The organism is Neptuniibacter pectenicola, assembly GCF_001597735.1.
GTDB classification, from domain to species: Bacteria; Pseudomonadota; Gammaproteobacteria; order Pseudomonadales; family Balneatricaceae; genus Neptuniibacter; species Neptuniibacter pectenicola.
This window is the reverse complement of sequence record NZ_LUTS01000004.1, coordinates 264,330-279,560: the sequence shown is the minus strand read 5'-3', so window position 1 is coordinate 279,560 and position 15,231 is coordinate 264,330. Positions and strand designations below refer to the sequence as shown.

Here is a 15,231-nt window from a genome sequence, read left to right as displayed (position 1 = left end):
GTTTAACCAACCCATACCCGCGCATTTCGGAACATACGCATCCACGCCCCATCATCAGCCCACTCATCCGGTGCCCAACTGTTTGTCACAGCTCGGTACACACGTTCAGGGTGCGGCATCATGATAGTGACACGACCATCGCTATTCGTTACACCGGTAATCCCTGCAGGAGAGCCATTAGGGTTAGCAGGATAAGCTTCAGTCTGCTGCCCATAGTTATCCACATAACGTAATGCAACCGCATTTGCGCCCTGTAGATTAGCCAGATGAGTAGCGTCCTCAAACTCAGCACGCCCTTCCCCATGAGCGATTGCGATAGGCATACGAGACCCCGCCATGCCCTGCAAGAAGATAGAGTTCGACTCTTGCACCTCAACCATAGCTACACGCGCTTCAAACTGCTCTGAAACGTTACGTACAAAGTGAGGCCACAAATCAGCGCCAGGAATCAGTTCATGCAGGTTAGATAACATCTGACAACCATTACAGATACCTAACGCAAAGGTATCTGTACGGGCAAAGAAGGACTGGAACTGATCACGTGCACGTGCGTTGAACAAAATAGATTTCGCCCAACCTTCACCCGCGCCTAATACATCCCCATATGAGAAACCACCACAAGCAACAAGCCCTTTAAACTGATCAAGCTCAACCCGACCCGAAAGGATATCGCTCATATGCACATCGATAGCGGCAAAGCCTGCGCGATCAAACGCAGCAGCCATCTCGATTTGGCCGTTTACGCCCTGCTCTCGAACAATGGCAACCTGCGGGCGAACTCCCGTACTAATAAACGGTGCAGCAACATCTTCGTTTTGATCAAAGGTTAATGCGCTGTGAAGTCCTGGGTTCTCTTTATCATTAATGCTATCAAACTCTTGTTGCGCACACGCGGAGTTATCACGCAGCGATTGAATCTGATAAGAGGTTTCTGCCCACCAACGCTGCAACTGCGTCCGGCTTTCGGCGTAGACCTCTTCCTCATCAAAATGGAAACGCAACTCATCATCTAAATTAAGAGAACCGATCACTTGGGTTACATCGCCTAGACCCGCCGCATTCAATTCAGTTAACACGGTACCTAGATCGTCACGCTTAACCTGAATAACCGCACCCAACTCTTCAGAAAAGAGTGCAGCCGCCAGCTCACTTTTATCAGCCGCCAGCATATCTAGATTAATATCAACACCCGCATGTCCAGCAAATGCCATCTCAGCAACCGTGGTAAATAAACCACCATCCGAGCGATCATGGTAAGCCAGCAATAAGCCCTGCTCATTCAACTCTTGAATGGCCGCGAAAAATGCAACCAGCAGCTCAGGCTGATCAACATCAGGGACGTTTTGACCCACTTCATTATAAACTTGAGCCAAGGCAGACAAACCAATACGGTTCTGGCCCACACCTAAATCAAGCAGAATCAGATCCGTTTCACCTTTATCCGTGCGTAGCTGCGGTGTGAGCGTTTTACGTGCATCAAGCACTGGCGCAAAACCGGTAATCACCAATGACATCGGCGCCGTCACGGACTTATCTTCGCCCTCATCATTCCATACGGTACGCATAGACATAGAATCTTTGCCGACAGGAATCGTCATACCTAGTGCTGGACATAACTCCATGCCAACGGCTTTTACCGTATCGTAAAGTTTTTCATCTTCGCCCGGATGGCCTGCGGCACACATCCAGTTGGCCGATAGCTTAATATCTTTTATCTCGCCAATACGTGCAGCCGCCATATTGGTAACCGTTTCACCAATAGACATACGCCCTGACGCCGGTGAATCAACAAGCGCAAGCGGCGTACGCTCACCCATCGCCATAGCTTCACCAGCATAAGTATCAAAAGAGGCGGTTGTAACCGCGCAATCCGCAACAGGCACCTGCCATGGGCCGACCATTTGATCCCGTGCAACTTGCCCGGTGATGGAACGATCGCCGATGGTGATTAAAAAGGACTTAGACGCGACTGAAGGCAGCTTCATAACACGTTCTGCCGCTTCTTTTAGATCGATGGCGCTTGTATCAAAATCAGGCACTTGATATGTAATACGCTCGACAGAGCGATGCATTTTTGGCGCTTTACCAAAAAGAACACTCATCGGTAGATCAACCGGTTTATTTTCGAAATGCGTATCACCTAAGGTCAGGTGCATCTCTTCGGTTGCTTCACCCACAACTGCATAAGGGCAACGCTCACGTTTACAGATCGCTTCAAAACGCGCTAAGTTTTCTGGCGCAACCGCCATAACATAGCGTTCTTGCGCTTCGTTACACCAGATCGCCAATGGCGACATACCCGGTTCATCATTATTAACATTACGTAACTCAAAGTTACCGCCACGCTCACCATCTTTTACAAGTTCAGGGAACGCGTTAGACAAACCACCCGCCCCAACATCATGGATAAACGCGATAGGGTTGTCATCGCCTTGCTGCCAGCACTGGTCGATGACCTCTTGGCAACGACGTTCTAACTCTGGGTTATCACGCTGTACTGAAGCAAAGTCTAAATCGGCAGAGGAGGTACCTGAAGACATAGACGACGCAGCACCGCCCCCTAAACCGATCTGCATGGCAGGACCGCCTAAACAGATAAGCTTTGCGCCAACAGGAATCTCGCCTTTTTCCACATGACTATCGCGGATATTACCTAAGCCACCCGCTATCATAATAGGCTTGTGATAACCGCGAACCTCTTCGCCCGCCGCACCATTTACTTTTTGCTCAAACGTACGGAAGTAACCCGTTAAGGCTGGACGACCAAACTCGTTATTAAACGCCGCACCACCAATCGGACCTTCCAACATAATATCGAGCGGTGTAACAATACGGTCAGGTTTGCCGTATTTAGATTCCCAAGGTTGTTCAAAACCGGGAATATTAAGATCGGAAACCGTGAAGCCGGTTAAACCCGCTTTAGGCTTAGAACCTTTACCCGTCGCACCTTCATCTCGAATCTCACCACCCGACCCTGTCGCGGCGCCTGAATGGGGCGCAATCGCTGTAGGATGGTTATGTGTTTCCACTTTCATCAGGATCTGAATATCTTCCTGATTGTAGCTATATTCTTTACCTTCAGGTTTCGGGAAGAAACGACCTGCCTTACTCCCTGCCATAACCGCCGCATTATCTTTATACGCGGACAATACATTCTCGCCGCCTAGCTCATTCGTGTTACGGATCATCGCAAACAACGATTTATCCTGAGCTTCGCCATCAATATCCCATGACGCATTAAAGATCTTATGACGACAATGCTCTGAGTTTGCTTGCGCAAACATCATCAGCTCCACATCGGTTGGATTACGTTTTAGCTCGATAAAACTATCAACTAAGTAATCAATTTCATCATCAGCCAATGCCAAACCCAGTTCGACGTTCGCAGTAACCAAAGCGTCACAACCACCGGACAAAATATCGACCGTCGTTAAAGGCTTAGGCGATTCTTCTATAAACAAAGCGGCCGCATCATCTATACTTGATAATACTGTTTCAACCATGCGGTCATATAATACAGCTTTAACGGCATCAACATCGGATGCAGAGAGCGCTGAAGAGGCATTCACATAATACGCAATACCGCGTTCTAAACGTTTAATCGAGGCAAGACCGCAGTTATGTGCTATATCAGTTGCCTTCGATGACCAAGGCGATATGGTGCCTGGCCGAGGCACTACTAGGAACAGCTGACCAGAAGGTTCTTGAGCCTCTGCTTTAGGCCCATAACGCAAAATACGTTCAAGTACTTGTTGCTGATTTTCCGATAATGCTTGTGACTGATCGGAAAAATGCATAAATTCAGCATACAAGCCAGTAACGGCAGGAACCTTTGACTGAATACCAGATAGTAACTTTTCATGACGAAAAGCAGAAAGAGCAGGTGCTCCGCGCAGTGCCAGCATCTCTAATAGAGCCTCTTGATAGCTGCCTACGTTAGGCAGTAGTTACAGGAGAATGATAGGCTGTGAATTTTACAGAAACAGTTCGCTGGATACCAGAAAAGCAGCAGTATGTTTGATATTAGTCGTAAAAAAGATGCCATACAGGCGCTGGTCATTTTTTTAATGTTCTGCATTCCGGTACTTTTAAGCTGGAATAGCAAAACTCAGCTCGGCGCCATCATCGAGTCGGGCAGCCTGAAAATGGTTACTCGCAACTCCCCTAGCACCTATTTCATTGAAAAAGGGGAACCCGCTGGTTTCGAATATGACTTAGCGAAAGCCTATGCCGAACATTTAGGCATCAAGCTCGAACTGGTTCTACCGGAAAGCTTTAGCGGTATATTTTCAACCATGAAAGCACGGAATGGCCACATTGCCGGCGCGATGCTCACCGTTACTGATGACAGGGAAAAAGCCTTCGAGTTCTCAGCGCCCTTTCTCACGACCACGGCCGCCGTGGTTTACCGTACAACAAAAGGGGTCAAGGCTCCCAAAGATTTAAACGACTTAGTTGCCAAAGATAAGACAATCTTAGTGCTGGCAAATAGCAGTCACGCAGAACTTCTCGCACGATTACAAACAACACACCCTACACTCAAATGGAAAGAGAGCAGCGAACACTCGGCCGTTGAGTTACTTGAGAAACTACACAATAAAGAGATCGACTATACCGTCGTTGATAGCATCACTTTTGATGCGCAAAAATCCTTTTTCCCCGGCCTACAAAAAGCCTTTGACTTGAATGAACCACAAGATTTGGCATGGATACTCAACCCCCATAGTGACCGCAGCCTAAAGAGCTCCGTCGATCGTTTTATGGCGCTTGAATCCACCCAAAAATTAATTAAAAAACTAAAAAAGAAATACTTTAATCGCTTCAATCCACTCAACTTCTACGACACAGCCTCCTTTAAAGAGGATATGGAAGAGCGATTCCCAAAGATCGAACAGTATTTTTATATGGCCGAACAAGAAACCGATATTGACTGGCAACTGCTGGCTGCGATTGCCTATCAAGAGTCCCACTGGAATCCAGATGCGGTTTCGCCCACCGGCGTAAAAGGCATCATGATGCTAACCAACGATGCCGCATCCGAAGTGGGTGTTACTGACCGTACCGACCCACAACAAAGCATTATTGGCGGCGCTCACTACCTCGTCAGCGTAATGAACAAGATCCCTGAGCGAATAAAACAACCTGACCATACCTGGTTTGCATTGGCAGGCTACAACATTGGTTATGGCCACTTAGAAGACGCGCGTGTACTCACCAGCCGGGCAGGCCTAAATCCAGACAAATGGGACGATGTAAAACAACATCTCCCCCTATTAACAAAAGAGAAATACTTCAACACCGTACGCTACGGCTATGCCCGTGGTTATGAACCGGTGCACTATGTCAGCAACATCAGAAAGTACATGAAACTTTTAAGCTGGGAGGTCCAAGTACGTCAAGCCAAACGCCAAAGCGAAGAAGCGGATATGAACCCAGATCACCCAAGTTGGGATGACACGACCGTCGTAGAGGATATTTTACCTACACTATAAATCTAGCGTACTACTTGGCCGAGCTTTGCTGCTTTTTTCTCTGCGCGGCGGCGCTGGAAAAAAGCACTGATTTTTTGACGGCACGCATCCGCTAAAACACCGGAAGTCACCTCGACCTGATGGTTAACCCAAGGTTGTTGAAATAACTGACAGTTACTATCAACCACACCCGCCTTTTCTTCGCTTGCACCATAGATCACACGGCTCACCCTTGAGTGCACAATGGCACCCGCACACATAGTGCAAGGCTCAATGGTCACATAGAGCTCAGCCCCGACTAAACGATAGTTTCCAACCCGTGCAGCCGCATCTCTTAACGCCATAATTTCAGCATGAGCAGTAGGATCATGACCGCTAATCGGGTGATTCCAACCTTCACCCACAACCTCACCATCAAGAACAACGACCGCCCCCACGGGCACCTCCCCTGCATTTTCTGCGTGATCAGCTAAGGCTAACGCTTCATGCATCCATAACAGGTCTTGTTGTTTTTGCTCACTCATTAATGTTTACACCCCATTGCGTACGGCGACAAACCCTACGCCTTTACAGTCACACAGGCCCGACCACGTCACCCTGACAAGTCGTCGCTCAAATACCACATGATAATCCCCTTTATCCTGAAAGGTAACTGATACGCCCTCCGACCAACCAATACTCCATTGAACTTTTCGTACTAACCAACAGTCTACTTCTATCTAAAAGGAATAAGCGCCCGCAGCCTGACCCATCCAACCTAAAAAAGACAAAACATGTCAGGTTGATGCCGAGCTGTACGCCGATCACCACAATGCCAAATGGTGCAGGTACGCGATGGCAATACACTAATCATTTCATACAGGACACCGCCCGATGAGCACCACCAGCCCTCTCCCCGACTCCCTAGAAAAGCCCTTAGCACGCTCGTTATTGGTGCTGCGTTTAGGCGTGTTTATCGTCATGTTGATGTGGACACTCGATAAGTTTGTTAACCCTGCCCACACAGGTAAAGTGCTTAACGGCTTTTATGGTATCGATTGGTTGAGCAACAACCTGTCTTATATCATTGGCGCAGTAGAACTCTTATTAATACTCGCCTTTGTAACCGGTCTTTGGCGGCGCTGGACTTACGGAAGCATTTTACTTCTTCACTCACTCTCCACCTTTTCACCTTACAAACAATATATGGACCCGTTTAACCACCTACTCTTCTTCACGGCTTGGCCCATGCTGGCTGCGTGCTTAGCACTATACTGGTTAAGAGCGTGGGATAACTTATGCACGTTTCCTCAACAAGGAAAAAACAAATAGCACGGCGAAACTCACCGCCTGATGATTCGCTGATGGCATTGAGTTAACACACATTTTTTTGTTAGGTCTTAATTATGAAAACATACAGCTCAGTCAAAACCCTCGTTTTAATGCTGTTTTTATCCGTCGCTAGCTCGGTAGTCTCAGCAAGTGATTATAAAATTGAGAAAATACAGGGCGATATTTATCGATTTGTAGACGATAGGCACCGTTCAGTCTTTCTAGTGACTGACGAAGGGATCTTGCTTACCGATCCTTTAAATACCCAAGCGGCAACATGGCTGAAAGCGGAGCTAAAAAAACGTTTCGATGCCCCCATTAAGTACGTGATCTATAGCCACAACCACAGTGATCATATTTACGGGGCACAGGTATTTGACGATCCTGATACCGTTTTTATTGCCCATGAATTAGCCGCGCAAGATATTAGAATAACTAAAGCTAACACCGTTATTCCTGATATGACCTTCAAAGAAAAAATGGCAATATCTTTAGGTGGGCATAAAGTTGAGCTTAGATATCACGGTCCTAATGACGGACGCGGCTCCATTAGCATGCTCTTTAAACCCGAAAAATTGCTATTTGTTGTCGACTGGATTGTCATCGGCCGGATGCCTTGGCAAAAACTATGGAGTTACGACATTCAAGGGATGATCAACTCAACCCAACAGGTACTTGAGCTAGATTTTGACACCTTCGTCGGCGGACATGCTGACATAGGAAATAAAGCAGATGTAGAGCGATACCTTAACTATCTGCAAGATCTGTATAACGCGGTCATCACGGGTATCCATAAAGGCCAAAGTTTAGATGAAATAAAGCAGACGATAAAATTAACAAATTACAGTGATCTCAAGCAATTTAAGCAATGGCTTCCACTCAATGTAGAAGGTGTTTATGAACGCCTAATGGAAGAGTCAGGCATGGGGTGGAGACCTGACATTAAGTGATTAACAAGGGATCTGCGCAATAGGTATAGCGCAGATCCTTTTTCCCACTGAAAACACCTAATGTCAGCCTAGGCTAACCGGCTTGCTCGACACAGTTACGGCCACTGGATTTGGCTTGATAAAGCGCCGTATCGGCTCGCTGCATCGCGTCGGCTACTGACTCATTTTCCACATCAACAGCCGCCACACCAAAACTTGCGGTGACCTTAATGGTCAGCTCATCGACCTTAACCTTAACCTCCATCTCCGCCAACGCGACTCTGAGACGCTCAGCTAACTCGGTTGCCTCATGCAAATGGGCCTGCGGCAGGAGCACGGCGAACTCTTCACCACCAATACGCCCGAACAGATCCACATGTCGAATGATCGTTTGCAGTGTATTAATTGCGGCAATCAAGACCTTATCTCCTGTCGCATGACCGTAGCTATCATTAATCCGTTTAAACATATCCAGATCAATCATCACCACCGCCAACGGTGTCTCAAACCGCCGAGCTCTATTGACTTCCCGCTCACTAAAATCATAGAACGCACGACGATTTAACACCCCAGTCAACGAATCTGTCTGCGCCAACAACTCTGCCTGTTTCACCGCCTTTTCGAGTTCAACTGTACGCTCTGATACCTGCCGTTCAAGCATCATCTGCTCCTGCTGTAGGTGCAGAATATGTTGTAACTCTACCGTCTCTTTCTCTTGAGTAAGGTAGTTAATACGATCCGCCAACGCTAACGAGAGCAGCACCCCCTCAATACATAACCCCAACGGCGGGGAAAAATTGGTCACAAAATCGGCAGGAATAAAACCAATATTACGCATCACGGCAATAAAAACAGCTAAGCTCCAGATACTCCAGCCCAATACATAAAACCGCGCATCCCCTCGACCTTTTTTATACTGCCATATCCCAAGCAGTGGAAATAAAACCGTAAACAGTGCATAGAGCAGAGCGAGTTTGAGTGCATATTCCCGCCCACCTAAAAGATAGCAGAACACAGAAACACCACCCAACAACAAAAGAGCTTGTAGCAGCCGATCAATGACCAACGACTCTCGAGTGTTCAAAAAACAACGTGTAAATTGAGTCGCCAATACCAACGTCAATACGCCAAAAAGAACCGGAGCGAAATCGGCAAACCAATGATACCCCTGCCACAAATAGCGATAACCTAGGCCCGTATTAGTCAGCAAGACCATCATCGCCGCCATAATATATAAGGTATACCATTTATATTCGGGCAACCGCGTGGAGTAGCCGATCAGGAAATTAGAAAACACCAGCAGCAGACCAATACCGATAAAGGTACCAATCACAAAATAGCGTTTGGCATAGTGTTGAAAAAACGCATCGGGGGTCCACAATAATAGCTGTGTTTCCGCCTTACCCGGCAATGCATAGGAGAGCTTAACCCATATTCGTTGCACCGCGCCGGCAGGCGTGTTCACCGGATATAAATTACTCTCAGCGGCAATTGCACGTTCAGAAAACGGGACATGATCTCCGCCTACCTGAGGCGCAGCTCCGTCCATATAAAAGGTGACAAAATCCCAATTGGTGTGAGGTACTTCAAGAAACCATGACAATGCATCTTCGCTGCTGTTTTTCAGGTCAATACGCAACCAATAATCCGCGCCAACGATACCAAAGTTACTCTTACCCTTAGGTAACGGCGCAAAGCGAGAGGCGAGCGGTTCGCTCTGCACCTGCGCCAAGGTATAGGTTCGGTTTGCATCTTCAAGATAAAGAACATGCATCCGTGTACTAAGCCCTGCCATCGAAGGTGACAGATTGACCGGCGACTGCGCCTGACATAGAGCACTGGCTAATAGCAACAACAGGAGCACAGCGATCTGCCCTAGATACTCAAAGAAAAGCCCCGCACAACGTCGACTACTGATCTCCCGACGGCTATTAATACTACTAAAATCTGGTGTGCCCATGATTATAATTAAACGCCTAAACCTATGGTTCGGATGGGTAATTTAACAACGAATAACGCTTTAGTAGCATCATCTTACCCGCAGACTAACGAAAACTCTTTGGTGGAGTAGCACTGATTTTATACTGATTAGCCTGCGTGCGTGCGTTTAGTTTGCCATATTAAACAGGTTACGCGCCTATCAAACGGATAGTGGGTGCCATTTTTATACAAGTACAGGGCTGATTACTCGCTATGACCCTCAACCAATGGGCAGTTACTGCGTTTAAACCTTATCCCCGGCTGCGGTCCAGGCATATCTCGTGTCAACAAGCTCGGGGATCGTCTCTCAAAATAAGCTTCGCAATCATGATCAAAAAAGATGGTGAGGGATCTTAGGTCAATTTGCTTTAATGTCTGCGCCACGTGCGGGTGTTCTGTTATAAATTGAACCATCGTGTTCAAGTCTTTCAAATTAACAGCCGAAGGGGGCAATGCGGCCTGCGCGTAGATCGCCCCACTCACTAGAATTAAGCTGATAATACCGCGAATACTCTTCATTTTTTCTACATCCTAGTAATGTTATACATACCCCCCCCGCAGGGAAGATCTAGTTTCCGTCATATCAATAAATCACAGAGCCAAAAAGCGTTGATCTTCTAACCAACATCAACCCTATCACTAAAAATCCACTACTTAGGGCTAACCACGACTCTTATTTTATTATGTTGAGATTCAGACTCACTCATATCCATGTTGAATTTATTGCCATACTGCAACCATGCTTCACCCACCTCATTCGCCGTTAGGTAGCACACTTCACCCCCCATAACGTCTTGGCAGTCCACACTCGCAACCTCAGGTGAAAACGACGCGATTGCTGGATATATCCCCCACCAACCGGGGAAACCATTACTAATGGAGAGCACCTCTTTAGTTTGGCCTACGGACAAATAAATAGCTGGCTCATCGCCTCTCGTTTCAATTAAGGATTCGTAACTAGCGCGGGAGCCCGCACAACCTTGAAGCAATAAAATAACGAAGGCTACCGTTATCATTTTAAAATTCATGACATACACCCTCTAGAAAAAACAATCGAATAGACCGTACGCTACGTTAGCAGCCCATAGGAATAGCGATATTTATAACCGTCACTACACGCCACTGGGCGCTGATTAATTTTTCGATTTTAATACGTACCGTGCTAAGCGAAATTTCAACCGGACTATAACCGTCGGGCCAACCTTCTCCTTCAAAGACCCTTACCCACTCCTCTCCGCCCTGAGCGAGTACAGCCTCTTTAATTTCGTCATCGCTTACCTCAGGAAAGCAGTCTACATTCACTTCGTCAAAGTTCGGCAACAAAACCCGATTATCCTCGATTATATTGAGGCTATGCCATTGGGTGGTACAGTGTTCCCACTCCGTTAAGTCAAGATGAGGGCCCTCCCCATTAACCGACAAACTCGTTTCAAGCTGAAAAGTGACTCTATAGTTAGGACGATCTTTACCAAGCAACATAACTGCTGATTCAGACAAACTATCGCCTATTTCCAGCTCAGAAAAATACTCTTTTTTAAACGGCGCACTGTACTTTATGCTTTCCTGAAGCGCGCTTTCTCCCGACGGCATCAGTTCAATTTGGTTAAGTGCATAAGCAAAACTCGGCAAGCAAACCATTAAAAGTGTGATCGCATATTTCATCTCTGTACGTCTCCTAGCCTACGTCTATTTAGCTTATTCACATGTCCCCCTTATCTCTCTTAATCAAAGCCAAAACGGGTAATCTATAAATAAGACGTTAAATTGATTAGCAGCATAAAGATAGCAACCATAAAATAGCGCCGCCGTAACCTAATAAAACGCCTTATAAAATTAGAGCGCGCCCCCTTTAATCGTTAAGGGATCTTAAATTATTAAAAACTGAATGCGCATGAAATGAAGAGAGAGATACTCCTCATTCACTTGGAAAGTGTATTGGATTGATCAGATTGGCCTTCATACAAGGGAAGCAGACACGAATATAGCTGAAGACCCAAACAGATTAAATTAAACCTTAGCGGCTACATAGGGGCTCTTTATCATTCGAACATATCAAACTTATGCGAGCTTTTATGATCCAAAAACCGACACAGTTATTACTCTTCCCCTCTTGTATATTCAAGGCTCTTATTTTTATAGGTGCCCTTAGCATTAACGCTTTAAAGTGCTTACAGCTAACCCCAAAACAAGCGCCTATATAGCGCTACGAGAGTAAGGTTTATAGATAAAATAACCCATCCAATCAAATGAGACAGCACACAACAACTAGCACCTATGAAATTACATGGGGAAAAAATAATCCCATAGGACAATAGCTTAACCTTAAGGGCGCAAGACCAATACCGAGCAACCTGCGCGCTCAACCACCCGTGAGGAGTTGGATCCTAATAACACGTGATCGACTTTACCCCGGTGATGCGCCGTCATAATAATCAGATCTGCATTACAGCGTTTAACATGCTTGATAATACGTTCAGCCGGATTCCCCTGATGTACCGAAAGCGTTCGATTAACCTCTGGTAGTAACTTCTCTTCAGCCAGTGCTTGTAACTGTTTTTCGACAGCTTCATGCGCCTTTTCAACAGCTGATTTTTTAAAATAGGAGGCAACCAAAGGTGAGTTAAACCCAGGAATCACAGTCATTAGATGGATACAGCCCCCACTATCGAGTTCACGCAATGCCAGCTCAATCGCCTTATCAGAAAAAGAGGGTTCTTCGATATCAACCGGAACAATAATTTGCTTAAACATGAGTCCTTCCTTTACCACAAAGTATGGCTATCTAAACCGAGGCCCTACTAAAAGGGACCTCGGTTCTGAATTAAGATTTTGCTAAGGTCGGTGCCGGATCAGCGCTAGCCCGTCGACGACGGCGCTGAAACAGCACGACCGGTATCAGCAATAACAAAGCAGGGATAAACATAAGTTCCTTGGGGGGCTGTCCCTTCGGTACTTCCACCTGTCCGATCTGCTGATCAAACATCAACCCCGCTTTCTCTGCATGACTGCCAAAGCCAACCATATCAACGACGACCTTACCATCAAGATCCGCCAGCTCTAGACCCGCATTCACTATGCGTTCCTGAGTGTTCGCTCCGTCAGCCAGTTCAAACAGCGCGACAAAATCCCGTGGATTACCAACATCATCCTCACCGATCAAATGCAGCCTCAGTTCAGCGCCATTTGGCAGATCCAAACTATTACCCATTAACTCACTAGCCGCTACCGTCTGGAACGGTGGTGCCACCATATCCATCCAAAAACCGGGACGAAATAGAGAGAAAGCAATAAGAATCAATAACGCCGTTTCGTGTAACCGATTACGCACCAAAAAATGTCCTTGGGTCGCAGCGGTAAACAGCAAGATCGCTGCAGTCGACACCACGAAGACGATAATGCCCTGCCACCAGCTCACATCGATCAATAAGAGGTCTGTGTTGAAGATAAACAGGAACGGCAGAATCGCTGTTCGCAAACTATAGAAGAATGCGACAAACCCGGTACGGATCGGATCACCACCAGACACTGCCGCCGCTGCAAAAGACGCTAACCCTACCGGCGGTGTTACATCGGCCATAATGCCGAAGTAGAACACGAACAGATGCACGGCAATCAGCGGCACAATCAAACCTGATTCTTGCCCCAAGGTCACGATCACCGGCGCCAGCAAGGATGACACCACAATATAGTTGGCGGTGGTTGGCAAGCCCATACCCAGAATCAAACTAAGTACGGCCGTCAAGGCTAGCATCAACAACAGGTTGCCCATCGACAACACTTCAACTAGATCCGCCAACACAGAACCTACACCTGTCTGCGATACCACGCCCACGATAATACCGGCAGTCGCCGTCGCAATACCGATGCCGATCATGTTACGCGCACCAACAATCAAGCCATCGATCAGCTGGTTAAAGCCCTTCCTAAACTGTCGTCCCAGACCGCCTTCATTGCGAAAGAACGCAAACAAGGATTTTTGCGTCAGCAGGATAAAGACCATCAACATAGTCGCCCAGAATGCCGAGAGTCCAGGAGACAAACGCTCAACCATCAAACACCAAACCAGTACGATAACAGGCAGAATAAAATGCAAACCCGATTTAACGGTCGGCCCAACTTCCGGTAGCTCTACCACATCAGAGTTCGGATCATCCAATTCAAGGTCGGGATAACCTGCAGAGAAACGCACCAGCAAGACATAGACAATCAACAACAAGACACCGATCACCAGACTGGCGTATTGACCAAACAACGGTTTGATCCAGCCAATACCGTAATAGACCACCATCGACACGGCAGCGGTGGCAAAAAAGCCAATCAACAGCCCCATCAAGCGCGCCATCCAAGGCTTAGCAGCACTACGCCGTGGCAGGCCGTACATATTCTGTTTAAGCGCTTCAAGGTGAACGATATACACCAGTGCAATATAAGAGATCAATGCGGGCAGGAAAGCATGCTTGATCACCTCCACATAGGAGATACCCACATACTCAACCATCAAAAACGCGGCAGCACCCATTACCGGCGGCATAATCTGGCCATTCACCGATGAGGCCACTTCCACCGCACCTGCTTTCTCCGCGCTGAAACCCACGCGACGCATCATGGGAATAGTAAACGTACCCGTGGTGACTACATTAGCAATGGAGGAACCTGAAATCAGCCCCGTCATACCCGAAGCAACAACGGCCGCTTTAGCTGGGCCGCCACGTAGATGCCCTAGCAGGGAGAAGGCAACCTTGATGAAATAGTTACCGGCACCGGCTTTATCCAGCAACGCACCAAATAAAACAAATAGAAACACGAAACTCGTCGACACACCCAATGCGATACCAAACACACCTTCGGTAGTGATCCACTGGTGATTAACGACTTCCTTCAAACTCGCGCCTTTATGGGCGATGATTTCCGGCATATAAGGGCCGGCAAAGGTATAAAACAAAAACAGTGACGCGACGACGACCAATGGTGGTCCGAGCGCACGTCGGGTGGCTTCGAGCAATAAAATCACCCCGGCAATGGCCACGGCGATATCTAACGTTGTCGGTAAACCCGGACGATCCGATATTTGAACATAGAATATAAACAGATAGCCCGCGCAAAAAGCACCCGCTATCGCCATCACCATATCGGGTAAAGGCACCCGCTCACGGGGAGAGCCACCTAAGGCGGGGTAGGCCATAAAAGCAAGGAATACGGCAAACGCAAGATGGATCGAACGCGCTTCAGTATCGTTAAAAACACCAAAACTGCCGACCAACGGCCAATCATAAAACGGGAGCGGCGAGGCAATCCACAATTGAAATAGCGACCAAAACAGTGCGGCAGCCAACAGTAAAATACGTTGAGCGCCTTCGGGGTCTCGGGCACCACTATCCGTCGACGCCACCAAATCTTGGAGCTCGGCTTCGCTGAGTTTAGTAGGTTCTTTTGAATTCAGTTCAGTCATAATACTCTCCGATCCAACACTCCCAGCGTCAACCGCCGGTAAATATTAGTACGCTCCAGCAAGGCCCAAAAGGTCACGCCAGAACTGAGTA

At 47.3% G+C, this 15,231-nt stretch carries 11 protein-coding genes; 3 read left to right on the top strand and 8 right to left on the bottom strand.

Annotated features, from left to right (window positions below):
- Positions 1–2: 2 nt before the first annotated feature.
- Positions 3–3,905 (bottom strand): phosphoribosylformylglycinamidine synthase, encoded by a 3,903-nt coding sequence (gene purL, locus A3773_RS07555; RefSeq protein WP_067984610.1) that lies wholly within the window; start codon positions 3,903–3,905, stop codon positions 3–5.
- A gap of 108 nt (positions 3,906–4,013) precedes the next feature.
- Between purL and mltF the strand changes: the two genes are divergently transcribed.
- On the top strand, positions 4,014–5,492 hold the full coding sequence (gene mltF, locus A3773_RS07550; protein WP_067984608.1) for a membrane-bound lytic murein transglycosylase MltF: 1,479 nt from the start codon (positions 4,014–4,016) through the stop codon (positions 5,490–5,492).
- 2 nt (positions 5,493–5,494) lie between these two features.
- On the opposite strand, the gene tadA is transcribed toward mltF, so the two are convergent.
- Positions 5,495–5,995: a tRNA adenosine(34) deaminase TadA gene (gene tadA / locus A3773_RS07545; protein WP_067984606.1), complete on the bottom strand. Its 501-nt coding sequence runs from the start codon at positions 5,993–5,995 to the stop codon at positions 5,495–5,497.
- A 349-nt stretch (positions 5,996–6,344) separates the two neighbouring features.
- Between tadA and A3773_RS07540 the strand changes: the two genes are divergently transcribed.
- Positions 6,345–6,782 (top strand): MauE/DoxX family redox-associated membrane protein, encoded by a 438-nt coding sequence (locus A3773_RS07540; RefSeq protein ID WP_067984605.1) that lies wholly within the window; start codon positions 6,345–6,347, stop codon positions 6,780–6,782.
- A gap of 74 nt (positions 6,783–6,856) precedes the next feature.
- Positions 6,857–7,732, top strand: coding sequence for an MBL fold metallo-hydrolase (locus A3773_RS07535; protein ID WP_067984603.1), 876 nt, complete (start codon positions 6,857–6,859; stop codon positions 7,730–7,732).
- Positions 7,733–7,805: 73 nt separating this feature from the next.
- Here the strand turns inward: A3773_RS07535 and A3773_RS07530 are convergent, their stop codons facing one another.
- The 6 genes from A3773_RS07530 to A3773_RS07505 form a co-directional block, all read right to left on the bottom strand.
- Positions 7,806–9,671 (bottom strand): sensor domain-containing diguanylate cyclase, encoded by a 1,866-nt coding sequence (locus tag A3773_RS07530; RefSeq protein WP_082800570.1) that lies wholly within the window; start codon positions 9,669–9,671, stop codon positions 7,806–7,808.
- Positions 9,672–9,895: 224 nt separating this feature from the next.
- The gene (locus A3773_RS19530) at positions 9,896–10,210 is read right to left on the bottom strand and encodes a ssr3402 family protein (RefSeq protein WP_067984602.1); all 315 of its coding nucleotides are present in this window, start codon (positions 10,208–10,210) and stop codon (positions 9,896–9,898) included.
- 131 nt (positions 10,211–10,341) lie between these two features.
- Positions 10,342–10,719 carry a hypothetical protein gene (locus tag A3773_RS07520; RefSeq protein ID WP_067984600.1) on the bottom strand — a complete coding sequence of 126 codons (378 nt, stop codon included), beginning with the start codon at positions 10,717–10,719 and terminating at the stop codon, positions 10,342–10,344.
- A 46-nt stretch (positions 10,720–10,765) separates the two neighbouring features.
- Positions 10,766–11,353, bottom strand: a complete 588-nt coding sequence (locus A3773_RS07515; protein WP_067984598.1) for a hypothetical protein — start codon at positions 11,351–11,353, stop codon at positions 10,766–10,768.
- 660 nt (positions 11,354–12,013) lie between these two features.
- Entirely contained in the window at positions 12,014–12,442 is a 429-nt protein-coding gene (locus A3773_RS07510; RefSeq protein WP_067984596.1) for a universal stress protein, read from the bottom strand.
- Between the two features lie 70 nt (positions 12,443–12,512).
- Complete coding sequence (locus tag A3773_RS07505; RefSeq protein ID WP_067984594.1) at positions 12,513–15,140, bottom strand: TRAP transporter permease; 2,628 nt, start codon at positions 15,138–15,140, stop codon at positions 12,513–12,515.
- Positions 15,141–15,231: the final 91 nt, after the last annotated feature.

Excerpts from the sequence above, each read along its gene's own strand:
- mltF (WP_067984608.1), top strand. The coding sequence starts at position 4,014 with ATGTTTGATATTAGTCGTAAAAAAGATGCCATACAGGCGCTGGTCATT.
- A3773_RS07530 (WP_082800570.1), bottom strand. The coding sequence starts at position 9,671 with ATGGGCACACCAGATTTTAGTAGTATTAATAGCCGTCGGGAGATCAGT.
- A3773_RS07540 (WP_067984605.1), top strand. The coding sequence starts at position 6,345 with ATGAGCACCACCAGCCCTCTCCCCGACTCCCTAGAAAAGCCCTTAGCA.
- A3773_RS07520 (WP_067984600.1), bottom strand. The coding sequence starts at position 10,719 with ATGAATTTTAAAATGATAACGGTAGCCTTCGTTATTTTATTGCTTCAA.
- A3773_RS07515 (WP_067984598.1), bottom strand. The coding sequence starts at position 11,353 with ATGAAATATGCGATCACACTTTTAATGGTTTGCTTGCCGAGTTTTGCT.
- A3773_RS07535 (WP_067984603.1), top strand. The coding sequence starts at position 6,857 with ATGAAAACATACAGCTCAGTCAAAACCCTCGTTTTAATGCTGTTTTTA.
- A3773_RS19530 (WP_067984602.1), bottom strand. The coding sequence starts at position 10,210 with ATGAAGAGTATTCGCGGTATTATCAGCTTAATTCTAGTGAGTGGGGCG.
- A3773_RS07505 (WP_067984594.1), bottom strand. The coding sequence starts at position 15,140 with ATGACTGAACTGAATTCAAAAGAACCTACTAAACTCAGCGAAGCCGAG.
- A3773_RS07510 (WP_067984596.1), bottom strand. The coding sequence starts at position 12,442 with ATGTTTAAGCAAATTATTGTTCCGGTTGATATCGAAGAACCCTCTTTT.
- purL (WP_067984610.1), bottom strand. The coding sequence starts at position 3,905 with ATGCTGGCACTGCGCGGAGCACCTGCTCTTTCTGCTTTTCGTCATGAA.
- tadA (WP_067984606.1), bottom strand. The coding sequence starts at position 5,995 with ATGAGTGAGCAAAAACAACAAGACCTGTTATGGATGCATGAAGCGTTA.